Origin of the sequence: Enterobacter cloacae subsp. cloacae ATCC 13047, from assembly GCF_000025565.1 — a bacterium.
GTDB classification, from domain to species: domain Bacteria; phylum Pseudomonadota; class Gammaproteobacteria; order Enterobacterales; family Enterobacteriaceae; genus Enterobacter; species Enterobacter cloacae.
Genome location: NC_014121.1, coordinates 4,022,042 through 4,044,066 on the forward strand (window position 1 = coordinate 4,022,042; position 22,025 = coordinate 4,044,066).

Annotated in this window: 22 protein-coding genes, 1 tRNA gene, 1 rRNA gene and 1 other annotated feature; of the genes, 9 read left to right on the top strand and 15 right to left on the bottom strand. The window is 53.1% G+C overall.

The features are described 5' to 3' along the window. Positions 1 to 84: 84 nt before the first annotated feature. From ECL_RS19555 to rluD, 5 genes are all read right to left on the bottom strand, one after another. Positions 85 to 160, bottom strand: a tRNA-Glu gene (locus tag ECL_RS19555). Between the two features lie 84 nt (positions 161 to 244). Continuing rightward, positions 245 to 1,784, bottom strand: a 16S ribosomal RNA gene (locus ECL_RS19560). A 429-nt stretch (positions 1,785 to 2,213) separates the two neighbouring features. Continuing rightward, positions 2,214 to 4,787 (bottom strand): ATP-dependent chaperone ClpB, encoded by a 2,574-nt coding sequence (gene clpB / locus ECL_RS19565; protein ID WP_013098336.1) that lies wholly within the window; start codon positions 4,785 to 4,787, stop codon positions 2,214 to 2,216. A gap of 129 nt (positions 4,788 to 4,916) precedes the next feature. Next, the gene (gene yfiH / locus ECL_RS19570) at positions 4,917 to 5,648 is read right to left on the bottom strand and encodes a purine nucleoside phosphorylase YfiH (protein ID WP_013098337.1); all 732 of its coding nucleotides are present in this window, start codon (positions 5,646 to 5,648) and stop codon (positions 4,917 to 4,919) included. Continuing rightward, positions 5,645 to 6,625 (bottom strand): 23S rRNA pseudouridine(1911/1915/1917) synthase RluD, encoded by a 981-nt coding sequence (rluD, locus tag ECL_RS19575; RefSeq protein WP_044157452.1) that lies wholly within the window; start codon positions 6,623 to 6,625, stop codon positions 5,645 to 5,647. The genes yfiH and rluD overlap by 4 nt, the downstream gene beginning before the upstream one ends. Positions 6,626 to 6,756: 131 nt before the next feature. Between rluD and bamD the strand changes: the two genes are divergently transcribed. The 4 genes from bamD (at position 6,757) to pheA (ending at position 9,523) form a co-directional block, all read left to right on the top strand. After that, a complete protein-coding gene (gene bamD, locus ECL_RS19580; RefSeq protein WP_013098339.1) occupies positions 6,757 to 7,494 on the top strand; it encodes an outer membrane protein assembly factor BamD in 738 nt (245 codons plus the stop codon). Positions 7,495 to 7,761: 267 nt separating this feature from the next. Then, positions 7,762 to 8,103, top strand: coding sequence for a ribosome-associated translation inhibitor RaiA (gene raiA, locus ECL_RS19585; protein ID WP_008502470.1), 342 nt, complete (start codon positions 7,762 to 7,764; stop codon positions 8,101 to 8,103). Between the two features lie 103 nt (positions 8,104 to 8,206). Continuing rightward, positions 8,207 to 8,332 (top strand) — a sequence feature (Phe leader region). Further along, positions 8,208 to 8,255 carry a pheA operon leader peptide PheL gene (pheL, locus tag ECL_RS19590; protein WP_100249759.1) on the top strand — a complete coding sequence of 16 codons (48 nt, stop codon included), beginning with the start codon at positions 8,208 to 8,210 and terminating at the stop codon, positions 8,253 to 8,255. It overlaps the preceding feature by 48 nt. Before the next feature lie 30 nt (positions 8,333 to 8,362). After that, positions 8,363 to 9,523: a bifunctional chorismate mutase/prephenate dehydratase gene (gene pheA, locus ECL_RS19595; RefSeq protein WP_013098340.1), complete on the top strand. Its 1,161-nt coding sequence runs from the start codon at positions 8,363 to 8,365 to the stop codon at positions 9,521 to 9,523. Here pheA and ECL_RS19600 read toward each other — a convergent pair. Genes ECL_RS19600 through aroF form a run of 3 tightly spaced genes read right to left on the bottom strand, consistent with a single transcriptional unit; the run spans position 9,520 to position 12,655 of the window. Then, a complete protein-coding gene (locus ECL_RS19600; RefSeq protein WP_013098341.1) occupies positions 9,520 to 10,392 on the bottom strand; it encodes an SMP-30/gluconolactonase/LRE family protein in 873 nt (290 codons plus the stop codon). The two genes, pheA and ECL_RS19600, sit on opposite strands and share 4 nt — an antisense overlap. A 60-nt stretch (positions 10,393 to 10,452) precedes the next feature. Continuing rightward, on the bottom strand, positions 10,453 to 11,574 hold the full coding sequence (tyrA, locus tag ECL_RS19605) for a bifunctional chorismate mutase/prephenate dehydrogenase (RefSeq protein ID WP_013098342.1): 1,122 nt from the start codon (positions 11,572 to 11,574) through the stop codon (positions 10,453 to 10,455). Positions 11,575 to 11,584: 10 nt separating this feature from the next. Then, positions 11,585 to 12,655 carry a 3-deoxy-7-phosphoheptulonate synthase AroF gene (aroF, locus tag ECL_RS19610; protein WP_013098343.1) on the bottom strand — a complete coding sequence of 357 codons (1,071 nt, stop codon included), beginning with the start codon at positions 12,653 to 12,655 and terminating at the stop codon, positions 11,585 to 11,587. Positions 12,656 to 12,869: 214 nt separating this feature from the next. On the opposite strand from aroF, the gene ECL_RS19615 reads away from it, so the two are divergent. The 4 genes from ECL_RS19615 (at position 12,870) to ECL_RS19630 (ending at position 15,646) form a co-directional block, all read left to right on the top strand. Beyond that, positions 12,870 to 13,244 carry a DUF2799 domain-containing protein gene (locus ECL_RS19615; RefSeq protein WP_013098344.1) on the top strand — a complete coding sequence of 125 codons (375 nt, stop codon included), beginning with the start codon at positions 12,870 to 12,872 and terminating at the stop codon, positions 13,242 to 13,244. A gap of 202 nt (positions 13,245 to 13,446) precedes the next feature. Beyond that, positions 13,447 to 13,935, top strand: a complete 489-nt coding sequence (gene yfiR / locus ECL_RS19620; RefSeq protein WP_013098345.1) for a regulatory sequestration protein YfiR — start codon at positions 13,447 to 13,449, stop codon at positions 13,933 to 13,935. Next, entirely contained in the window at positions 13,928 to 15,148 is a 1,221-nt protein-coding gene (gene dgcN, locus ECL_RS19625) for a diguanylate cyclase DgcN/YfiN (protein WP_013098346.1), read from the top strand. The genes yfiR and dgcN overlap by 8 nt, the downstream gene beginning before the upstream one ends. Before the next feature lie 12 nt (positions 15,149 to 15,160). Further along, positions 15,161 to 15,646, top strand: coding sequence for an OmpA family protein (locus ECL_RS19630; RefSeq protein ID WP_013098347.1), 486 nt, complete (start codon positions 15,161 to 15,163; stop codon positions 15,644 to 15,646). 2 nt (positions 15,647 to 15,648) lie between these two features. On the opposite strand, the gene ECL_RS19635 is transcribed toward ECL_RS19630, so the two are convergent. The 7 genes from ECL_RS19635 to ffh all read right to left on the bottom strand — a co-directional run bounded on the left by ECL_RS19635 (position 15,649) and on the right by ffh (position 21,065). Next, on the bottom strand, positions 15,649 to 17,019 hold the full coding sequence (locus tag ECL_RS19635) for a PepSY-associated TM helix domain-containing protein (protein ID WP_013098348.1): 1,371 nt from the start codon (positions 17,017 to 17,019) through the stop codon (positions 15,649 to 15,651). A gap of 37 nt (positions 17,020 to 17,056) precedes the next feature. Beyond that, positions 17,057 to 17,461, bottom strand: coding sequence for a DUF2946 domain-containing protein (locus ECL_RS19640; protein ID WP_013098349.1), 405 nt, complete (start codon positions 17,459 to 17,461; stop codon positions 17,057 to 17,059). A 132-nt stretch (positions 17,462 to 17,593) separates the two neighbouring features. Then, complete coding sequence (gene rplS / locus ECL_RS19645) at positions 17,594 to 17,941, bottom strand: 50S ribosomal protein L19 (protein ID WP_002914145.1); 348 nt, start codon at positions 17,939 to 17,941, stop codon at positions 17,594 to 17,596. Positions 17,942 to 17,984: 43 nt separating this feature from the next. Beyond that, positions 17,985 to 18,752 carry a tRNA (guanosine(37)-N1)-methyltransferase TrmD gene (gene trmD, locus ECL_RS19650; RefSeq protein ID WP_008502493.1) on the bottom strand — a complete coding sequence of 256 codons (768 nt, stop codon included), beginning with the start codon at positions 18,750 to 18,752 and terminating at the stop codon, positions 17,985 to 17,987. 31 nt (positions 18,753 to 18,783) lie between these two features. Next, on the bottom strand, positions 18,784 to 19,323 hold the full coding sequence (gene rimM, locus ECL_RS19655) for a ribosome maturation factor RimM (protein WP_013098350.1): 540 nt from the start codon (positions 19,321 to 19,323) through the stop codon (positions 18,784 to 18,786). Positions 19,324 to 19,338: 15 nt separating this feature from the next. Beyond that, positions 19,339 to 19,587 (bottom strand): 30S ribosomal protein S16, encoded by a 249-nt coding sequence (gene rpsP / locus ECL_RS19660; RefSeq protein ID WP_003863133.1) that lies wholly within the window; start codon positions 19,585 to 19,587, stop codon positions 19,339 to 19,341. A 116-nt stretch (positions 19,588 to 19,703) separates the two neighbouring features. Beyond that, positions 19,704 to 21,065, bottom strand: a complete 1,362-nt coding sequence (gene ffh, locus ECL_RS19665) for a signal recognition particle protein (protein ID WP_013098351.1) — start codon at positions 21,063 to 21,065, stop codon at positions 19,704 to 19,706. 166 nt (positions 21,066 to 21,231) lie between these two features. Here ffh and ECL_RS19670 point away from each other — a divergent pair, with 166 nt between their 5' ends. After that, positions 21,232 to 22,023, top strand: coding sequence for a cytochrome C assembly family protein (locus tag ECL_RS19670; RefSeq protein ID WP_014832951.1), 792 nt, complete (start codon positions 21,232 to 21,234; stop codon positions 22,021 to 22,023). The last annotated feature ends 2 nt before the right edge of the window (positions 22,024 to 22,025 follow it).

A 22,025-nucleotide genomic window follows, 5' to 3' on the forward strand; every position in this document is an offset into this window, starting at 1 on the left:
TTTAAAGAGCAAATATCTCAAACATGACTCGCAAGTCAGTTTTGAGATATGACGGCAGGTGACTTTCACTCACGAACCAGCAAGTGGCGTCCCCTAGGGGATTCGAACCCCTGTTACCGCCGTGAAAGGGCGGTGTCCTGGGCCTCTAGACGAAGGGGACGTACAGTCTCAATCGCAAGACGCCTTGCTATTTACTTTTCATCAGACAATCTGTGTGAGCACTGCAAAGGCAGGTTCTTTAAGGTAAGGAGGTGATCCAACCGCAGGTTCCCCTACGGTTACCTTGTTACGACTTCACCCCAGTCATGAATCACAAAGTGGTAAGCGCCCTCCCGAAGGTTAAGCTACCTACTTCTTTTGCAACCCACTCCCATGGTGTGACGGGCGGTGTGTACAAGGCCCGGGAACGTATTCACCGTAGCATTCTGATCTACGATTACTAGCGATTCCGACTTCATGGAGTCGAGTTGCAGACTCCAATCCGGACTACGACGCACTTTATGAGGTCCGCTTGCTCTCGCGAGGTCGCTTCTCTTTGTATGCGCCATTGTAGCACGTGTGTAGCCCTGGTCGTAAGGGCCATGATGACTTGACGTCATCCCCACCTTCCTCCAGTTTATCACTGGCAGTCTCCTTTGAGTTCCCGGCCGGACCGCTGGCAACAAAGGATAAGGGTTGCGCTCGTTGCGGGACTTAACCCAACATTTCACAACACGAGCTGACGACAGCCATGCAGCACCTGTCTCACAGTTCCCGAAGGCACCAATCCATCTCTGGAAAGTTCTGTGGATGTCAAGACCAGGTAAGGTTCTTCGCGTTGCATCGAATTAAACCACATGCTCCACCGCTTGTGCGGGCCCCCGTCAATTCATTTGAGTTTTAACCTTGCGGCCGTACTCCCCAGGCGGTCGATTTAACGCGTTAGCTCCGGAAGCCACGCCTCAAGGGCACAACCTCCAAATCGACATCGTTTACGGCGTGGACTACCAGGGTATCTAATCCTGTTTGCTCCCCACGCTTTCGCACCTGAGCGTCAGTCTTTGTCCAGGGGGCCGCCTTCGCCACCGGTATTCCTCCAGATCTCTACGCATTTCACCGCTACACCTGGAATTCTACCCCCCTCTACAAGACTCCAGCCTGCCAGTTTCGAATGCAGTTCCCAGGTTGAGCCCGGGGATTTCACATCCGACTTGACAGACCGCCTGCGTGCGCTTTACGCCCAGTAATTCCGATTAACGCTTGCACCCTCCGTATTACCGCGGCTGCTGGCACGGAGTTAGCCGGTGCTTCTTCTGCGGGTAACGTCAATTGCTGCGGTTATTAACCACAACACCTTCCTCCCCGCTGAAAGTACTTTACAACCCGAAGGCCTTCTTCATACACGCGGCATGGCTGCATCAGGCTTGCGCCCATTGTGCAATATTCCCCACTGCTGCCTCCCGTAGGAGTCTGGACCGTGTCTCAGTTCCAGTGTGGCTGGTCATCCTCTCAGACCAGCTAGGGATCGTCGCCTAGGTGAGCCGTTACCCCACCTACTAGCTAATCCCATCTGGGCACATCTGATGGCAAGAGGCCCGAAGGTCCCCCTCTTTGGTCTTGCGACATTATGCGGTATTAGCTACCGTTTCCAGTAGTTATCCCCCTCCATCAGGCAGTTTCCCAGACATTACTCACCCGTCCGCCACTCGTCACCCGAGAGCAAGCTCTCTGTGCTACCGTTCGACTTGCATGTGTTAGGCCTGCCGCCAGCGTTCAATCTGAGCCATGATCAAACTCTTCAATTTAAAAGTTTGATGCTCAATGAATTAAACTTCGTAATGAATTACGTGTTCACTCGTTGAGACTTGGTATTCATTTTTCGTCCGAGGACGTTAAGAATCCATGTCACTTTGAGTGCCCACACAGATTGTCTGATAAATTGTTAAAGAGCAGTGCCGCTTCGTTTTCGCTGCGGCGCGGGGTGTGCATATTACGCTTTCCCGCTTCAGAGTCAAGCGTTTAATTTGCTTTTCTCTGCTGACCCGGCGGCGTGTGTGCCGTTATTCCGTGTCAGTGGAGGCGCATTATAGGGAGTTATTCTGAAGCTGCAAGGATAAAGTGAAAATTATTTACTGACCGCTCACTTTCCAGGCAAATTACATCCCAGACCTCAATTCTGGCCTGGTTTTTAAACAAAAACGAGCCGCAAGCGGCTCGTTTTTGCGTTTTGTGACTTACTGCACTGCCACAATTCGGTCGTCGTTGGCTTCCAGACGGATAACTTTGCCCGGAACCAGTTCGCCTGACAGTATCTGCTGCGCCAGCGGGTTTTCGATCTGCTGCTGGATAGCACGTTTCAACGGACGCGCCCCGTAAACCGGATCGTAACCATTTTCGCTCAGCAGTTTCAGCGCATCGTCAGAGATGTGAATTTCATATCCACGCTCTTCCAGACGTTTGTACAGACGCTGCAGCTGGATCTGTGCAATCGAAGCAATGTGTTTCTCACCCAGAGGATGGAATACCACCACTTCATCGATACGGTTGATGAACTCCGGACGGAAGTTATGGCTAACCACACCCAGAACCAGATCCTTCATATGGCTGTAATCCAGTTCACCGAAACGTTCCTGAATCAAATCGGAACCCAGGTTCGATGTCATGATCACGACCGTATTACGGAAATCCACCGTTCTCCCCTGCCCGTCGGTCAGACGACCATCATCCAGGACCTGCAGCAGAATATTGAACACATCCGGGTGCGCTTTTTCCACTTCGTCCAGCAGGATGACGGAATAAGGGCGACGGCGTACCGCTTCTGTCAGGTAACCACCTTCTTCATAACCGACATATCCCGGAGGCGCACCCACCAGACGTGAAACGGAGTGTTTCTCCATAAACTCGGACATGTCGATACGCACCATCGCATCGTCGCTGTCGAACATAAAGTTAGCCAGCGCCTTACACAGCTCGGTTTTACCCACCCCGGTAGGGCCCAGGAACAGGAACGAACCAATCGGACGATTAGGATCAGACAATCCGGCGCGGCTACGACGGATGGCGTTGGAAACCGCTTCAACCGCCTCGTCCTGGCCAATCACGCGCTGATGCAGATCCTGCTCCATGCGCAGCAGTTTATCGCGTTCGCTTTCCATCATGCGTGCTACCGGAATACCGGTCCAGCGCGCCAGCACCTCTGCAATTTCCGCATCCGTTACTTTGTTACGTAACAGACGCATCGTTTTGCCTTCAGACTGCGTCGCAATCTCAAGCTGTTTCTCCAGCTCAGGGATTTTGCCGTACTGCAGCTCAGACATTCGCGCCAGGTCACCCACTCGACGCGCCTGCTCAATGGCAATTTTTGCCTGTTCAAGTTCAGCCTTAATGGTCTGAGTGCCAGAGAGTGACGCTTTCTCTGCCTTCCACTCTTCTTCTAACTCAGAATACTGGCGCTCTTTATCGTCCAGTTCCTCATTTAGCATATCGAGGCGTTTTTTACTGGCTTCATCAGACTCTTTCTTGAGTGCCTGCTGTTCCAGTTTGAGCTGAATAATACGACGGTCGAGTCTGTCCAACTCTTCCGGTTTCGAGTCTATCTGCATACGAATGCTGGATGCGGCCTCATCGATAAGGTCGATCGCTTTATCCGGTAACTGACGGTCGGCGATATAACGATGCGAAAGCGTCGCTGCCGCAACAATCGCCGGGTCAGTGATCTGCACATGGTGGTGCAGCTCATAACGTTCTTTCAGACCACGCAGGATCGCGATGGTATCTTCCACGCTTGGTTCCGCGACAAACACCTTCTGGAAACGACGTTCAAGTGCAGCATCTTTTTCAATGTACTGACGGTACTCGTCCAGCGTCGTGGCACCCACACAGTGAAGTTCACCGCGTGCCAGTGCAGGTTTCAGCATGTTCCCGGCATCCATCGCGCCGTCTGCTTTACCGGCACCGACCATGGTGTGCAACTCATCGATAAACAGAATGACATTGCCTTCCTGTTTTGCCAGATCGTTAAGCACCCCTTTCAGACGCTCTTCAAATTCACCGCGATACTTCGCCCCGGCCACCAGCGCCCCCATATCCAGCGCCAGTACACGGCGGCCTTTCAGCCCTTCCGGTACTTCACCGTTTACAATACGCTGCGCCAGTCCTTCAACGATGGCGGTTTTACCAACACCCGGTTCACCAATCAGCACCGGGTTGTTTTTGGTACGGCGCTGTAGAACCTGAATAGTACGGCGAATTTCTTCATCACGGCCGATCACCGGGTCAAGTTTACCCTGCTCAGCACGCTCGGTCAGATCGACCGTAAATTTTTTCAAAGCCTGACGTTGGTCTTCGGCTCCCTGATCGTTCACGCTTTCACCCCCACGCATTTTCTCAATCGCCTGAGTCACATTGGCCGTGGTTGCGCCGGCAGTTTTCAGCAGGTCGGTCAGGGTACCGCGTGATTCAAGCGCCGCCAGAACAAACAGTTCCGACGAAATAAAGTTGTCCCCACGTTTTTGCGCCAGCTTGTCGCAAAGGTTCAGCACCCGCACCAGATCCTGGGACGGCTGAACGTCGCCGCCGGTACCTTCTACCTGCGGTAAACGGCTCAGCGCCTGATCGATGGCAGTGCGTAACTGGCCAGCATTAATGCCAGCAGATGTTAATAATGGACGTACCGATCCCCCTTCCTGATTCAGCAAGGCGCTCATTAAATGAAGAGGTTCGATGAATTGGTTGTCGTGCCCCAGTGCAAGGGACTGGGCATCGGCGAGAGCAAGCTGGAATTTATTAGTAAGACGATCCAGACGCATAACTCCTCCCATAACAGGTCAAATTTGCTACTGGAGATTAAATGAGGTCATCCCTCAATTATTCAAGGTTAATGACCTGAATTATGTGAAAAGAAAACGGCACGTGCCGGATCGTCTTGATTCTTTAGGTTATATCAGCCAAATAAAACTTGCCATACGCCCCGTCGTCTTGTCGCGGCGATAAGAGAAGAAATCACCCTTTTCGGTGAACGTACAGCGGTCACCGCCGAAGATCTGCGTCACCTTGACATTATTCAGACGCTGACGTGCAAGCTGATAAATATCGGCCAGATATTTTTCCCCCACGGGTTCGAAAGCGTTAACGGCTTGCGGATCTTTTGCCATAAACGCTTCACGAACCTCTGGGCCCACCTCGAATGCCTGAGGACCAATTGCCGGGCCAAGCCAGGCAATGATATTTGCAGGATCGTCTTTGAAGCAGGCGACGGTTTCTTCCAGCACGCCTTCACACAGACCACGCCAGCCCGCATGAGCAGCCGCAACCTCGGTACCCGCACGGTTACAAAACAGCACCGGCAGGCAATCGGCTGTCATCACCGCGCATACTGTTCCCTGCGTATCGCTGTAGGAGGCATCGGCACGTTTAGACGCGTAGGGTTCTCCCGTCAACTTCAGCACGGCTTTACCGTGAACCTGCTCAAGCCACACCGGTTTAGACGGTAAGTTGCCCGCAGCAAACAGCCGCGAGCGGTTTTCTTCAACGTGTTCCAGGTTGTCGCCGCAGTGTGCGCCAAGGTTCAAAGACGCCCACGCCCCCTGACTTACCCCGCCAACGCGGGTTGAACTGCAGGCTGCCACACCTTCAGGCAGTGGCCACTCCGGAACAATCAGTTTGGTCATAACCAGTCCACTTGATCTTTGTGTTCTTCAAAATCCGCGCGCATGGCGTCAATAAGCTCCACCATATCCTGCGGGATCGGCGCATGCCATTCCATTTGAATCCCTGAAACAGGGTGATAAAGGCGCAGCATGGTGGCGTGCAGCGCCTGACGATCAAACTTGCGCAGTACGCTAATGAACTCGTCCGATGCTCCTTTTGGCGGACGCGGACGACCACCGTAAACCTGATCCCCCACCAGCGGATGGGTGATGTGCGCCATATGCACGCGGATCTGGTGGGTACGACCGGTCTCCAGACGCAAACGCAGACGCGTATGAATGCGGAAATGTTCCATAATGCGATAGTGCGTCACCGCCGGTTTACCCATCGGATGCACCGACATATGAGTACGTTTGGTAGGGTGACGGCTGATCGGCTCATCAACCGTACCGCCAGCAGTCATATGGCCAATAGCCACGGCTTCATATTCGCGGGTGATCTCACGCAGCTGCAGTGATTCCACCAGGCGAGTCTGGGCAGGTACGGTCTTTGCCACCACCATCAGACCGGTGGTGTCTTTATCCAGACGATGCACGATACCGGCACGCGGCACATCAGCAATCGGCGGATAATAATGGAGAAGTGCGTTAAGTACCGTACCGTCAGGATTCCCCGCTCCCGGATGAACAACGAGGTCGCGCGGCTTGTTAATCACCAGAATGTCATCATCTTCATAGACGATATCCAGTGGGATATCCTGTGGCTCGAAGCGGATTTCCTCTTCGATTTCAGCATTGATGGCGACAGCTTCCCCACCTAACACTTTCTCTTTCGGTTTGTCCCAGACTTTACCGTTTACCAGCACGCGCTGGTCAAGAATCCATTCTTTTATGCGTGAACGCGAATAATCAGGGAACAATTCGGCCAAAGCTTGATCTAAGCGTTGACCGAGCTGATTTTCGGAGACTGTTGCGGTGAGTTCTACTCGTTGTGCCATAAACTGCTTCTTCGTTTAACGTTGGGTTTTACGGCTTTGCCGTTTAATATAGTGTGCTATTGTAGCTGGTCTTAATCGGGAGCAGGAACAGAGTTTCTCCCGGACAAACATTTGAGGAAAGTCAAAACGTCATGACGCGCATGAAATATCTGGTGGCAGCGGCCACGTTGAGCCTGGCTTTGGTGGGCTGCTCCGGTTCAAATGAACAGGTCCCTGACAATCCGCCGAATGAAATCTATGCGACTGCACAACAAAAGTTGCAGGACGGTAACTGGAAACAGGCGATAACGCAACTGGAAGCGTTGGATAATCGCTATCCATTTGGTCCGTATTCGCAGCAGGTACAGTTAGATCTCATCTACGCATACTATAAAAATGCCGATCTGCCGCTGGCTCAGGCAACCATCGATCGTTTCATGCGTCTGAACCCGACTCATCCTAACATCGACTATGTAATGTACATGCGCGGTCTTACCAACATGGCGCTGGATGACAGTGCCCTGCAGGGCTTCTTCGGTGTGGATCGCTCCGACCGTGACCCACAGCATGCGCGTGATGCGTTCAACGACTTTTCCAAACTGGTGCGCGGCTATCCGAACAGCCAGTACGTAACCGACGCCACCAAACGTCTGGTGTTCCTGAAAGACCGACTGGCGAAATACGAATACTCGGTTGCTGAATACTACACCCGTCGTGGCGCATGGGTTGCCGTGGTTAACCGTGTAGAAGGAATGCTGCGTGATTATCCGGATACGCAGGCGACCCGCGACGGCCTGAAGCTGATGGAGAATGCTTACCGCCAGATGCAGATGACCGCACAGGCAGACAAGGTAGCAAAAATCATCGCCGCGAACAGCAGCAACACCTGATAGCGACGTCAAAGCAAAACGGCAGCGAGCGGGCTGCCGTTTTTTTATTCAATTCAGACAAAGCTGAAGCGGTTTAGCTTCAACACATCCTATCAACTATGACCGCAATTTTTGCCTTCGACAAGGTAAATCTCACCTCTTCCTGCCCTGCCTCACAAAAAGATTCCCTGACAAAAACCGACAAAATAACGTGATCTAAATCACACATTTTGACATTAGGACAGGTATGCTGGAATCACCAAGACGGAAAGACAAGAGGTAAAATTTATGACAATGAACATTACCAGCAAACAAATGGAAATTACCCCGGCAATTCGCCAGCACGTCGCAGACCGTCTCGCCAAACTGGATAAATGGCAAACACACTTGATTAATCCACATATCATCCTGTCTAAGGAGCCGCAGGGTTTCATCGCTGACGCAACTATCAATACTCCAAACGGCCATCTGGTCGCCAGCGCAAAACACGAGGATATGTACACCGCTATTAACGATTTGATCAACAAGCTGGAACGGCAGCTCAATAAAGTGCAGCACAAAGGTGAAGCCCGTCGCGCCACGACCTCGGTGAAAGACGCCAGCTTCGCGGAAGAAGTTGAAGAAGAGTAATCCTTTAAATTGAGTTTACCGCCAACGCGCCTTCGGGCGCGTTTTTTATTGACAGGGTGAAAACAGTACGGGTACTTTAACGTTATCAACCACAGGATGATTTCATGAAACTGACGCCGTTTTTCTTCGCATTCTTTTTTACCTTCCCCTGAACGGGAGGCGTTTCGTCGTGTGATAAAGAATGCGAAGACGAACAACAAGGCCTCCCACACCGGGAGGCCTTTTTTATTGATAACGATAAAACGAGACAGACAACACTATGACACCGGAAAACCCGTTACTGGATCTGCGAGTAAAAATCAGCGCGCTGGATGAAAAATTACTGGCACTTCTGGCTGAACGCCGCGCGCTCGCCATCGAAGTGGGTAAAGCCAAACTGGACTCCCACCGTCCGGTACGTGATATCGACCGCGAACGCGACCTGCTGGAACGTCTGATTCAACTCGGCAAAGCCCATCACCTTGACGCACATTACATCACCCGTTTGTTCCAGCTCATCATCGAAGACTCTGTTCTGACCCAGCAAGCGCTGTTGCAGCAGCATCTGAATAAAACCAACCCGCACTCTGCCCGCATCGCGTTTCTTGGCCCTAAGGGCTCCTACTCCCATCTGGCTGCCCGCCAGTACGCTGCACGTCATTTTGAAGAGTTCATTGAGAGCGGCTGCGCGAAGTTCGCCGATATTTTCAATCAGGTGGAAACCGGCCAGGCGGATTACGCCGTCGTGCCGATTGAGAACACCAGTTCCGGTGCCATCAACGACGTGTACGATCTGCTGCAACACACCAGCCTGTCGCTGGTTGGGGAGCTGACAATTCCTATCGATCACTGCGTGCTGGTCTCTGGCTCAACCGATTTGAGCACCATCGAGACGGTCTACAGCCATCCGCAGCCGTTCCAGCAGTGCAGTCAGTTCCTGAACCGTTATCCGAACTGGAAAATTGAGTACACCGAAAGCACCTCCGCGGCGATGGAAAAAGTCGCCCAGGCAAACTCCCCTACCGTCGCGGCGCTGGGCAGCGAGGCGGGCGGTGCGCTGTATGGTCTCCAGGTTCTGGAACGTAACCTGGCAAACCAGACGCAAAACATTACCCGCTTCATCGTGCTGGCACGCAAAGCCATTAATGTCTCTGATCAGGTGCCCGCCAAAACCACCCTGTTGATGGCAACCGGGCAGCAGGCAGGCGCACTGGTTGAAGCGCTACTGGTACTGCGTAACCACAATCTGATCATGACCCGGCTCGAATCGCGCCCGATTCACGGCAATCCCTGGGAAGAGATGTTCTATCTCGACATTCAGGCCAACCTGGAATCGCCGTCCATGCAGAAAGCCCTGCGCGAACTGAGCGAAATCACCCGTTCAATGAAGGTGCTGGGCTGTTATCCGAGCGAAAACGTGGTACCGGTTGACCCAAGCTAACGTTCGATAAACCGGCTTTTCTTCATCCCTGCCACACTGACCGGCAGGGTGAAGATAGCGCCGGAGAGGGGATATTGCGCCACCTCCTGCGCATCCATATTTTCCCGGGTGGTCGTGATAAACAGCGTTTTCATATCGTCACCGCCAAAGCAGACCATCGTTGGGCAACGGACCGGCATTCGGTACTCTTCCAGTTGCTCTCCCTGAGGTGAAAAGCGCGCGATGCGCCAGCCATCAAACAGCGCACTCCAGTAACAGCCTTCCACGTCCATCGCAGCACCGTCAGGTATCCCTTCGCCGTCGTTGAACCGGCGGAATACCTCCCGTTTACCGGGTTCCCCCTGCTCATCCAGCGGGGTACGGTAGATAACGCCGTTTGGCGTATCAGAGGTAAACATCCACCGATGGTCGGGGCTGAATGCCAGACCATTGTGGCCATGAATGTCGCACTGGATAACTTTTGGCGTCAGATCGTTATCAATGCGCATCAGCAGCGCCCCGTTGTAATCACCCGGTGCCCAGAAGGTCCCGGCGTAGAACTGGCCCCGGTGATCGGTTCCCCCATCATTGAAACGCGCAAGCTGCGGATTCGACGGGTTATCACAGACTTTGCGCTGCAGCAGGCCGTGTTTATCGGAAAGCCAGATGCCGCTTCGCATCGCGACGATAAAGCCGCCGCGTTCGCGCAGGGCGAAACACCCCACCTCTTCGTGGAAAGAGAGCACGGTGTGTTCCGCCGTGGGTAAATGATAACGGTGGATCTCACCTTCAAGAATATCCGCCCAGTAAAGCGCATTTTCCTCTGCACTCCACGTCGGGCATTCGGGCAGATGCCCGGTGTAGTTCAACAGCAGCTGCGGTTCGGCCATGACAGTTCCCCAAAATGAAAAAAGCCAGCAATGCTGGCTTTCAGTATATACATCATCGCATTACTGGCGACTGTCATTTGCCTGACGCAACAGCGTGCGGCTCTCGCTCTGGAAACGTTGCGCGTAATCGCCAAACCAGTGTTCGACCTTACGGAAGCTGTCGATAAACGCCTGCTTGTCTCCGTGCTCCAGCAGCGTAATGGCTTCGCCAAATCGCTGGTAGTAACGCTTAATTAGTGCCAGGTTGTTCTCAGACGACATAATAATGTCGGCGTAAAGCTGGGGATCCTGAGCAAACAGACGCCCCACCATCGCCAGCTCCAGACGATAGATAGGCGAAGAGAGTGCCAATAACTGCTCAAGCTGCACATTCTCTTCCGCCAGATGCAGCCCATAGGCAAAGGTCGCAAAGTGGCGCAGCGCCTGGATGAACGCCATATTCTGATCGTGTTCAACCGCGCTAATGCGGTGCAGCCGCGCGCCCCAAACCTGAATCTGTTCCAGGAACCACTGGTAGGCTTCCGGCTGACGACCATCGCAGTAGACCACCACCTGTTTCGCCAGGCTGCCGCTGTCCGGGCCAAACATAGGATGTAGCCCCAGGACCGGCCCCGTGTGCGCAGCCAGCATTGCCTGCAGCGGACCATTTTTCACGGATGCTAAGTCCACCAGGATGCAATCTGCAGGTAGCGGAGGAAGCTTCGCAATGATCTGCTCCGTCACGTGAATCGGCACGCTGACGATGACCATTCCGGCATCTTTCATCAGCTCCGGTGCTTTTGCCCAGTCCTCTTTTTCCAGGATACGCACCTGATAGCCAGACAGGGTCAGCATTTTTTCAAACAGCCGCCCCATCTGACCCGCCCCGCCCACAATAACGACCGGGCGCAGGGACGGACAAAGGGTTTTGAAGCCTTTATCGTTTTCGCTGGAGTAGGACTCCCGCATCACACGACGCAAGACATCTTCAATCAAATCCGGCGAGACGCCCAGCGCCTGGGCCTCTTTACGACGGGAAGCCAGCATGGAGGCCTCGCGCTCCGGAACGTAAATCGGCAGGCCATATTTGCTTTTGACCTCACCCACCTCGGCAACCAGCGCCATACGGCGCGCTAACAGATCCAGCAGTGCCTTATCCACTTCATCAATTTGATCGCGTAATGCGGTCAATTCAGCAACCATACCTAACCTCTTAAGCCAGACGCGTCGCCAGCTGGCCGTTTATATCTTTGTGGATCTCACGCAGCAGCGCATCGGTGGTTTCCCAGCTGATGCAGGCATCCGTCACGGACACACCGTACTTCATTGCGCTGCGCGGTTGTTCAGATGATTGATTGCCTTCATGAATATTGCTCTCAATCATCAGACCGATAATAGAACGGTTGCCGTCTTTGATTTGTGCGACCACCGATTCCGCCACCGCAGGCTGACGACGGTAATCTTTGTTCGAATTACCATGACTGCAATCTACCATCAGTGCCGGGCGCAGTCCCGCCTGCTCCATCTCTTTTTCACACTGTGCCACATCTGCCGGGCTGTAGTTTGGCGCTTTACCGCCACGCAGGATCACATGACCGTCCGGATTACCCTGCGTCTGCAGGAGACAAACCTGGCCCGCCTGGTTAATACCTACAAAGCGATGCGGCATGGCCGCGGCGCGCATGGCGTTGATCGCCGTGGCAAGGCTACCGTCGGTCCCGTTTTTAAAACCTACCGGCATCGACAGACCAGACGCCATTTCACGGTGGGTTTGTGATTCCGTGGTACGCGCACCAATCGCAGACCAGCTAAACAGATCGCCCAGGTACTGCGGGCTGTTCGGATCCAGCGCTTCGGTTGCCAGTGGCAGCCCCATGCTGACCAGCTCAACCAGCAGGCGACGCGCAATCTTCAGACCGGCTTCCACATCAAACGAGCCATCCATGTGCGGATCGTTAATCAACCCTTTCCAGCCAACGGTGGTACGTGGCTTCTCAAAATAGACGCGCATCACCAGGTAGAGGCTATCGCTGACCTCCTCCGCTAATGCTTTAAATCGACGAGCGTACTCAATGGCGGTTTCAGGATCGTGAATGGAACAAGGACCACATACCACCAGCAGACGCGGATCGCGGCCAGCGATAATGTCAGAAATGGTCTGGCGCGAGTGCTCAATTTGAGCCTCCTGCGCGGCGCTCAGCGGGAACTCCGCTTTCAGTTGATCCGGTGTAATCAAAACCTGTTCGTCAGTGATATGTACGTTGTTCAGCGCGTCTTTTTGCATGATGGCGATCCTGTAAAGCTCGTTTGCGATAGGTGTTTTCCTCGAAGAGGTGAAACAACGATACCACAACAAGTAAAGATTTCAATCCAAAATACGTACACTTTACTTTACAAAAGCAATTTTACTGCAAAAATCAGCCGACAAAATCGTAAACATAAAATTACACCCTCACTTTCTTTTGCCAGGCTATGCTGAAGAAAAAAGGAGAATGGCTATGCGTTCAATCGCTCTGATGCTGTTGTCGCTGTTTTTATCGGGCTGTGAGATCAACCCTTATACCTTCCAACCCGACTGGACTAGTCCCAGCTGGTTTGATGCGGGTAAAGAAGACGCCATGAATGGTCTGCCGGTTAAAGATAATCAGACGCTGGCCGATAGTTTTAACGACCCGCAGGTTGATCGTAGTGAATATCTTCGTGGCTACGCCGACGGACAGAAAAAAGTGTGTGAGGAAGGTTTTATTCACGCCTGGGGAGTAGCAGGTAAATCTTTCCCGGCCAGTTGTGATACTGTTGAAAACGCAGCAAAACTGCATGAATCATGGCAACAAGGAATGGATAAGAGTATGCGTTCCAGCAGACTTAATTAAGCCGTTTTTTATACGCCGGAATATATACAACTGTAGGATTTAGCTTAGGTCGTACTCAGTACATTTCTGACATAATGACGGCTTTGATAAACAATGGTATTCTGCCGACAACTCGTAAGGACATCTATTTTCCAGAGCGGTATGGCGGATTCTGGTGAGAAATTCATTCTTGATCTCTTTGTTCCGACTCACTCTGGTGCTAATGCTGTTCTTTATGGTGGGCCCAGCACCGGCAGCCACATTCACGGAAACCGATAAATCGGTACGTTCGATTGTATCGGGTATTGTGAGCTATACCCGATGGCCGTCACTTTCCGGGCAACCTAAACTCTGCGTTTATGCCTCGTCTCACTACACGCAAGCACTGAGCAGCGAAGAGGGGCAAAGCGAGTTACCTTATACTCCCGTCATTGTACGTAACGATCAGGAAGCCCTGTCCGCGACGTGTGATGCTATTTATTTCGGGGCTGAATCGCCTGCAAAACAACTTGAATTAATAAGTCAATATCAGGGCAGAGCATTGCTATTAATCTCAGAGCAGAATCCGGAATGTGTTATTGGCAGTGCATTCTGCCTGATAATCGATCATAACCAGGTCAGATTTTCCGTTAATCTGGATGCATTGACGCGCAGTGGCGTACGCGTCAATCCGGATGTATTAATGCTGGCACGGAATAAGCAGCATGGATAAAGAAATCACTTCAACGCCACGTCCAACGTTTAAAAGCACGTTGAGACGAATCAGCATGATAAGCGTCATCATCACTATGACGTTAATTTGGCTCCTGCTCTGTTTTGCTTCTGTGGTGACATTAAAGCAATACGCCCAAAAAAATCTCGAATTAACCGGCGCAACAATGAGCCACAGCCTTGAAGCCTCACTGGTGTTTAATGATTCGCTGGCGGCTAACGAAACGCTCGCCACCCTGGGTAAACAGGGCCAGTTTGCCGTGGCTGAGGTTATTAACGCGCATAAAAAGCGGTTTGCTTACTGGTCCTGGAACCCGGAAGAGAATAACGACACGCTGGGTGCATTGGTTAGCCGCTGGCTGTTCCCCGACCCGGTCGCACAGCCCATCATGCATAACGGTAATGCGATCGGCGAAATTCGCCTGACCGCACGCGATAATCTCATCAGCCATTTCATCTGGCTGTCGTTTGCCGTTCTTACCGGCTATATTCTTTTTGCCACCGCCGTCGCGCTTACGATTACACAATCTCTGCATCATGGCATGGTCACGGCGCTGCAAAACATCACCGATGTCGTGCATGACGTACGCACCAACCGCAACTTTTCCCGGCGGGTGAAGGATGGCCGCATCGAAGAATTCCACCAGTTTGGCGAAGACTTCAACAGTCTGCTGGATGAAATGGAAGAGTGGCAGCTTAAGCTGCAGGCGAAAAACGCTCAGCTACTGCGTACCGCCATGCACGATCCTCTCACCGGCCTCGCCAATCGGGCGGCGTTTCGTAGCAGCATCGCGGCATTAATGCACGACGCCTCCGCCAAAACCAACACTGCCCTGCTCTTCCTCGACGGTGATAATTTCAAGTTTATTAACGATACCTGGGGACATGCTGCGGGCGATTGCGTCCTGATTGAAGTCGCCCGCCGGATGGTTGAGTTTGGCGATAAGCGTCATCAGTCATACCGCCTTGGCGGTGACGAGTTTGCGATGGTGCTGTACGGCGTGCAGTCTGCCGCGGAGGTTCAACAGATTTGTGCTGCGTTGTCGCAGCAGTTTATGCGCCCGTTCGATCTGCATAACGGGCAGACAGCAACGATGTCACTTAGCATTGGCTTTGCTCTGGCGTGGGAAAGTGCCTCTGTGGAAGCATTACTGGAGCAAGCCGACCGCAACATGTACCAGGATAAAAACCAGCGTACAAAAGCAATAACTTAGAAAGGATACGATATGTTAAAGCGATACTTCGCGCCGTTATTTCTCGCTTCGATGGTACTGACGGGTTGTCAGTCACCGCCTGAAGGTAAATTCTCCCCTGAGCAAATTGCGGCGATGAAGTCATACGGTTTTAACGAACTGAATGGCGACTGGTCTTTGGGCCTGTCAGATACGATCCTGTTTGATAAAAATGACGCCAGACTGCGCCCGGAAAGTGAAGCGCAGATCCGCACCATGGCCTCTCGCCTGGCGGCTACCGGCCTGAAACACGCCCGTATGGATGGCCACACCGATAATTACGGTGAAGAGAGCTACAATGAAGCGCTGTCGTTAAAACGTGCCAATGCAGTGGCTGACGTCTGGGCCAAAGGCGCCAATATCCCGCGCAGCAACCTCACCACGCAGGGATTAGGTAAAAAATATCCGGTTTCCAGCAACAGTACGGCGCAAGGGCGTGCTGAAAACCGTCGGGTCGCGGTGGTCATCAGCACGCCATAGCCTTATTTAATGGATGATTGTGCGAGCGACACGCCAGTTGCCGCTCGCCAGCGTAGCCAGTCAATCAGCATAAACAGCGCCAGGCTCACGCCCATCACCGGCAATGCCAGCCCCAGCAATACGCTGACCACCACCGTGACGGCTTTTCCCCATCCCGGGAGCGCCAGCCAGCACTGACAAAGCGTCTGAAGCGGATCCGCCGTTGATTGCGCCGGACGACGCATCCACCACATCCGGTATCCCCAGACAATCAGCGCACACAGCGCCAGGCCAAATGCGACGAGCAGTAACTGGTTAACCAGCCCGAATAAGATCCCCATATGGAAATCCACCCCCCAGCGGGTCAGCTTTGCCATTAACGGGAAATCCTCAAAGCGGGTTCTGTCCAGAATTTGCATGGAATTTGGATCCACCGCAACGGCATCCACCTGGGTCGGCCAGCTGCGGTCAATTTCCGTCACGGTCCACGCCTGGTCAGCGCTTTTCGCCGGGCGGATTTCGAGTTTATTCGCATCAATCCCGGCCTGGCGGGCAGCGTGCAATACGCCATCGAACTGGGTCAGATCCATCGTCATGTCGGGCATCATCATGCCAGCATGATGCCCATGGTGTTCAGCGTGCTCATCCATCGTGACGGGCGCACCCGAAAGCGTGGTGTTCACCTGCGGCGTGAGCCAGTTCATCTGCGCGCGCAGTTTATCCACGTTGCCACCCGCCCACTGGGACCACGTCAGGCCGGTCGCAGAAAACAGCAACATTCCCCCCAGCAGCACCCAGCCCAGCGTGACATGCAGGCGACGCCGGTTCTGAAAACGATTGTTGAGCCGACGTTTTGGCCGGGTATAAAACCACAGCGCAATCCCGCCCAGCGCAGCGACCCACATCCACGAGGCGGCCAGCTCGCTATAGAGCCGACCAACGTTACCCAGCATCAGGGACGTATGCAGATAATCAATGGTCTGGCGTAGCGGTAAAATCCCGCTGGTGCCATACACGGTCATATCGCCACGCACCGCAAGAGTAACGGGATCGATAAAAATAGCGCGGGTCTCCGATGGGCCAAGCGACGGGTCGGCAAACATCACCCGGGTGGTTTCACCCGCAGCCAGGCCAGGACGAACGGCGTATAAACGCAGCTCGGTGCCGATGTTTTTTTCCGCCACGGCGATCTGTTCCGCCAGCGGTTGGAGTTCCCCCACGGAATCCGTATGGAGCGCGTGCCGGTACAGAATATTTTCCAGCTGCGGTGTCGCCACGTACAGCGTACCGGTCAGCGCGGCGAAGAAGATAAACGGGCCGACAAACAGCCCGACATAGAAATGGAGTCGACGCAGCAGGTTTCCCCATGCCGCGCGCGGAGTGCAGGTAGTCATACTTTTCCTATTTAAGGCAAAAAGTTATCGATATTTTTTAAAGGGAAAAAGCAGACTGCCGCGGCGGCGCGCGGGTATCAGGATAAAGCCAGGGGAAAAAGTGCCAGTGGCTGACCGCCTGACGCGGCATCCTGACACGCAGCCTTTGCAGCACGATACTGAGCAGCACAATCAGCGCGAGTATCATGCCCGGCACGTGGGCTAATAGCACGCAGTAGCCACAGGCTTCCGCATGGTCAACCGGCATGCTGTGCTGCATATCGCCGTGGTGCTCATCCATCGACATCATGCTCATGTCATGATGCATCCCCGGCATGGCAATCATGGGATCTTTTTGCAGCGAGACGGAGATCAGCGGTGCGATCACGATCAGCAGGATCGCAAACAGCGCGGTCAATGCCGCTGCGCGTTTCCAGTTATGCTGATGCAGTACGTTAATCACTTACCCTCCACGGAAGAGGCCAGCATTGTAAATGATTTATGACGAAAGGGTTAACACGAGAGATGCGATGGGATAAAAAAAGGGCCAGCCTTTCGGCCAGCCCTTTCTAACAGGATGTCGCTTAAGCGAATCTTAGTTCAGACGCTCTTTAATACGAGCAGACTTACCAGTACGCTCACGCAGGTAGTACAGTTTAGCTTTACGTACAGCACCACGACGTTTAACAGCAATGCTGTCAACTACCGGAGAGTGAGTCTGGAAGACACGCTCAACGCCTTCGCCGTTGGAAATTTTACGAACAGTGAATGCAGAGTGCAGACCGCGGTTACGAATAGCGATAACCACGCCCTCGAATGCCTGCAGACGTTTTTTGGAACCTTCAACAACCCATACTTTCACTTCCACGGTGTCACCTGGACGGAAGGAAGGTACGTCCTGCTTCATCTGCTCTTGTTCAAGTTGCTTAATAATGTTGCTCATAATTTAATCTCTTATCCTGGGTAAACTGATATTCGGGAGCGTATTACGCATTCCCATCATGTTCATGCTGCTGTTGCGCGTGTTCAGTTTTGAACTCGGCCAGCAACTTTGCTTGCTCTTCAGTCAGAGCCAGGTTTTCCAGAAGTTCAGGTCTTCTAAGCCAGGTTCGGCCCAGCGACTGCTTCAAACGCCAGCGACGTATCTCAGCATGGTTTCCTGACAGTAACACTGCCGGGACTTCCATCCCTTCTAACACTTCAGGACGGGTATAGTGTGGACAGTCCAGCAACCCATCGGCAAAGGAATCTTCCGTTGCCGAAGCTTCATGGCCCAGTACTCCCGGAATGAACCGGGCGACGGAGTCAATCAGCGTCATTGCGGGTAACTCACCACCGCTGAGAACGTAATCGCCGATAGACCATTCTTCGTCAATCTCGGTTTGAATTACGCGCTCATCTATCCCTTCGTAGCGACCACAGACCAGAATCAGTTTTTGATTCGTCGCCAGTTCGCTGACGCCCGCTTGATCAAGCTTGCGTCCCTGAGGTGACAGATAAATCACCTTTGCGCCTTCACCTGCCGCGGCTTTTGCTGTGTGAATGGCGTCCCGTAAGGGTTGCACCATCATTAACATCCCCGGTCCGCCGCCGTAAGGACGATCGTCCACGGTACGGTGCCGGTCATGCGTGAAGTCACGAGGACTCCAGCTCTGGATGCTCAGCAGGCCATTCTTTACTGCCCGGCCAGTTACCCCGTAATCGGTAATCGCGCGGAACATTTCAGGAAACAGGCTAATTATGCCAATCCACATAGCGCCGTCTTTTACCGTTTATCCGGAGAATTTAAAAACCAGGATCCCAATCTACTTCAATCGTTTGAGTAGCGAGATCGACTTTCTTGATAACCTGTCCATCGAGGAACGGAACCAACCGCTCCTTGATGCCAAATGCATCTTTCAGGTTTGCCTTAATGACGAGAACGTCATTGGACCCGGTTTCCATCATGTCGATGACTTTCCCCAGGCTGTAGCCTTCAGTAGTGACTACCTGGCAACCCATAAGGTCTTTCCAGTAATAGTCGCCTTCTTCAAGCTCCGGCAACTGCGACGAATCCACGACAATTTCACAATTAGTCAGTGCATTCGCGGCATCACGATCGTCAACGCCTTTCAGCTTGATGATGATGTCCTGATTGTGGTGACGCCAGCTTTCCAGCTCGACCTCTTCCCACTTACCGCCTTTCTGGATAAACCAGGGCTGGTAATTAAAAATGCTATCAGCGTCTTCAGTGGAGGAAAACACTCTGAGCCAACCACGGATACCGTAGCAAGAACCCATTTTGCCCAATACAATCGGTTCAACAGGTGCTTTATTGCTCATCATGACCACCGTGACAGATTAAGCTGCTTTGTTTGCTGCTTTGATCAGCGTAGCAACGCGATCGGAAACAGTCGCGCCCTGGCCAACCCAGTGAGCGATACGATCCAGATCCAGACGAGTTTCTTCTTCTGCGCCAGCGGCCAGTGGGTTGAAGAAACCAACGCGCTCGATGAAGCGACCGTTGCGTGCATTACGGCTGTCAGTCACAACAACCTGGTAGAACGGACGCTTTTTAGCGCCGTGACGTGCTAAACGAATAGTTACCATAACATCCTCTTGTGTGAATAAAACAACCGGGCCCCATCGAGGAACGGAGCCCGGGTGTCATATTAAAAGCCCGAAAATTTTACTCATTTTCGGGCAAAAAGCAATCTCAAAAGCGATTATCGCCCAGGAAAACCGGGTGGCATCATGCCTTTCATGCCACGCATCATTTTCGCCATGCCGCCTTTCTTCATTTTCTTCATCATGCGCTGCATGTCGTCGAACTGTTTCAGAAGGCGGTTAACGTCCTGCACCTGCATGCCGCAACCGGCTGCGATACGGCGCTTACGGGAACCTTTGATGATATCCGGGTTAGCACGCTCTTTGAGGGTCATTGAGTTGATGATCGCCTCCATACGCACCAGCACCTTGTCATCCATCTGCGCTTTTACGTTGTCTGGGATCTGGCCCATGCCCGGCAGTTTGCCCATCAGGCTTGCCATCCCGCCCATGTTTTTCATCTGACGCAGCTGCTCAAGGAAGTCGGTCAGATCGAAACCGTCGCCTTTTTTCAGCTTGCTGGCCAGCTTCTCGGCCTGCGCACGGTCAACTTTGCTCTCGATATCTTCAATCAGCGACAGTACGTCGCCCATGCCGAGGATACGGGAGGCAATACGGTCCGGGTGGAACGGCTCCAGCGCTTCGGTTTTTTCGCCCACACCGAGGAATTTGATCGGCTTACCGGTGATATGACGAATAGAAAGCGCCGCACCACCGCGGGCGTCACCGTCCACTTTGGTCAGCACCACGCCGGTTAACGGCAGCGCTTCGTTGAACGCTTTCGCGGTGTTTGCCGCATCCTGACCGGTCATGGCGTCAACCACAAACAGGGTCTCTACCGGGTTGATAGAAGCATGCACCTGTTTGATTTCGTCCATCATCGCTTCATCAACGTGCAGACGACCGGCGGTATCCACCAGCAGCACGTCGTAGAACTTCAGCTTCGCCTCTTTCAGCGCCGCGTTCACGATGTCGACTGGCTTCTGGGCCACGTCAGACGGGAAGAAATCGACCCCAACCTGCTGCGCCAGGGTCTCCAGCTGTTTGATCGCCGCCGGGCGATAAACGTCCGCAGAAACCACCAGCACCTTTTTCTTGTGCTTCTCGCGCAGGAATTTACCCAGCTTACCGACGCTGGTGGTTTTACCCGCACCCTGCAGACCCGCCATCAACACGACGGCCGGAGGCTGAGCCGCCAGGTTTAGAACCTGGTTCTCTTCGCCCATCGCCGAAACCAGTTCGTTACGAACGATTTTGACGAACTCCTGACCCGGGGTCAGGCTCTTGTTAACTTCATGACCAACCGCCTTCTCTTTAACGCGGTTGATAAAATCACGAACAACCGGCAACGCGACGTCTGCTTCCAGCAGCGCCATGCGCACTTCGCGCAGCGTTTCCTTGATGTTGTCTTCGGTAAGGCGTCCGCGGCCGCTGATGTTGCGCAGCGTGCGCGACAAACGATCGGTTAAATTATCAAACATTGTCTCTCGCCTGAGTAGAAACGTTGGGCCGCCATGAGCGACACATACACAGAATTTTGCCGGAGTATAACATGAAGGCGCCTTTGTTGTTATGCAACGGTTGGAGCAGGCGTCACGTAACGTTATACTGCTTCTCTTTCTTATTAAGACAACTGTCGATGCCTATATGCCTGTTTTCGCACTGATCGCCCTTGTTGCCTACTCTGTCAGCCTTGCGCTGATCATTCCCGGACTGCTGCAAAAAAACAGCGGCTGGCGGCGCATGGCTATTCTGTCGGCGGTGATCGCACTGATTAGTCACGCTTTTGCGCTGGAATCGCGCATCATTCCCGGTGACGGCAGCGTGCAAAACCTGAGCGTGCTGAACGTCGGTTCGCTGGTCAGCCTGATGATCTGTACGGTGATGACCATTGTCGCCTCTAAGAATCGTGGCTGGCTGTTGCTGCCCATTGTTTATGCCTTCGCGCTGATCAATCTGGCCTTAGCTACCTTTATGCCCAATGAGTTCATTACGCATCTGGAAGCCACGCCGGGCATGCTGGTGCACATCGGCCTGTCGCTGTTCTCTTACGCAACGCTGATCATTGCCGCGCTCTATGCCATGCAGCTCGCCTGGATTGACTACCAGTTGAAAAACAAAAAGCTGGCGTTTAACCATGAGATGCCGCCGCTGATGGTCATTGAGCGTAAGATGTTCCACATCACCCAGGTCGGCGTAGTATTATTGACCTTAACGCTCTGCACTGGCCTGTTTTATATGAAAAACCTGTTCAGCGTGGAGAATATCGACAAAGCGGTGCTCTCCATCATCGCGTGGTTTGTCTATATTGTGCTGTTATGGGGCCATTATCATGAGGGCTGGCGCGGTCGTCGCGTGGTCTGGTTCAATGTCGCGGGTGCGGGCATACTCACCCTTGCCTATTTCGGAAGTCGCTTCATACAGCAATTTGCTGGCTAAGT

Excerpts from the sequence above, each read along its gene's own strand:
- clpB (WP_013098336.1), bottom strand. The coding sequence starts at position 4,787 with ATGCGTCTGGATCGTCTTACTAATAAATTCCAGCTTGCTCTCGCCGAT.
- yfiH (WP_013098337.1), bottom strand. The coding sequence starts at position 5,648 with ATGACCAAACTGATTGTTCCGGAGTGGCCACTGCCTGAAGGTGTGGCA.
- rluD (WP_044157452.1), bottom strand. The coding sequence starts at position 6,625 with ATGGCACAACGAGTAGAACTCACCGCAACAGTCTCCGAAAATCAGCTC.
- bamD (WP_013098339.1), top strand. The coding sequence starts at position 6,757 with ATGACGCGCATGAAATATCTGGTGGCAGCGGCCACGTTGAGCCTGGCT.
- raiA (WP_008502470.1), top strand. The coding sequence starts at position 7,762 with ATGACAATGAACATTACCAGCAAACAAATGGAAATTACCCCGGCAATT.
- pheA (WP_013098340.1), top strand. The coding sequence starts at position 8,363 with ATGACACCGGAAAACCCGTTACTGGATCTGCGAGTAAAAATCAGCGCG.
- ECL_RS19600 (WP_013098341.1), bottom strand. The coding sequence starts at position 10,392 with ATGGCCGAACCGCAGCTGCTGTTGAACTACACCGGGCATCTGCCCGAA.
- tyrA (WP_013098342.1), bottom strand. The coding sequence starts at position 11,574 with ATGGTTGCTGAATTGACCGCATTACGCGATCAAATTGATGAAGTGGAT.
- aroF (WP_013098343.1), bottom strand. The coding sequence starts at position 12,655 with ATGCAAAAAGACGCGCTGAACAACGTACATATCACTGACGAACAGGTT.
- ECL_RS19615 (WP_013098344.1), top strand. The coding sequence starts at position 12,870 with ATGCGTTCAATCGCTCTGATGCTGTTGTCGCTGTTTTTATCGGGCTGT.
- yfiR (WP_013098345.1), top strand. The coding sequence starts at position 13,447 with ATGCTGTTCTTTATGGTGGGCCCAGCACCGGCAGCCACATTCACGGAA.
- dgcN (WP_013098346.1), top strand. The coding sequence starts at position 13,928 with ATGGATAAAGAAATCACTTCAACGCCACGTCCAACGTTTAAAAGCACG.
- ECL_RS19630 (WP_013098347.1), top strand. The coding sequence starts at position 15,161 with ATGTTAAAGCGATACTTCGCGCCGTTATTTCTCGCTTCGATGGTACTG.
- ECL_RS19635 (WP_013098348.1), bottom strand. The coding sequence starts at position 17,019 with ATGACTACCTGCACTCCGCGCGCGGCATGGGGAAACCTGCTGCGTCGA.
- rplS (WP_002914145.1), bottom strand. The coding sequence starts at position 17,941 with ATGAGCAACATTATTAAGCAACTTGAACAAGAGCAGATGAAGCAGGAC.
- trmD (WP_008502493.1), bottom strand. The coding sequence starts at position 18,752 with ATGTGGATTGGCATAATTAGCCTGTTTCCTGAAATGTTCCGCGCGATT.
- rimM (WP_013098350.1), bottom strand. The coding sequence starts at position 19,323 with ATGATGAGCAATAAAGCACCTGTTGAACCGATTGTATTGGGCAAAATG.
- rpsP (WP_003863133.1), bottom strand. The coding sequence starts at position 19,587 with ATGGTAACTATTCGTTTAGCACGTCACGGCGCTAAAAAGCGTCCGTTC.
- ffh (WP_013098351.1), bottom strand. The coding sequence starts at position 21,065 with ATGTTTGATAATTTAACCGATCGTTTGTCGCGCACGCTGCGCAACATC.
- ECL_RS19670 (WP_014832951.1), top strand. The coding sequence starts at position 21,232 with ATGCCTGTTTTCGCACTGATCGCCCTTGTTGCCTACTCTGTCAGCCTT.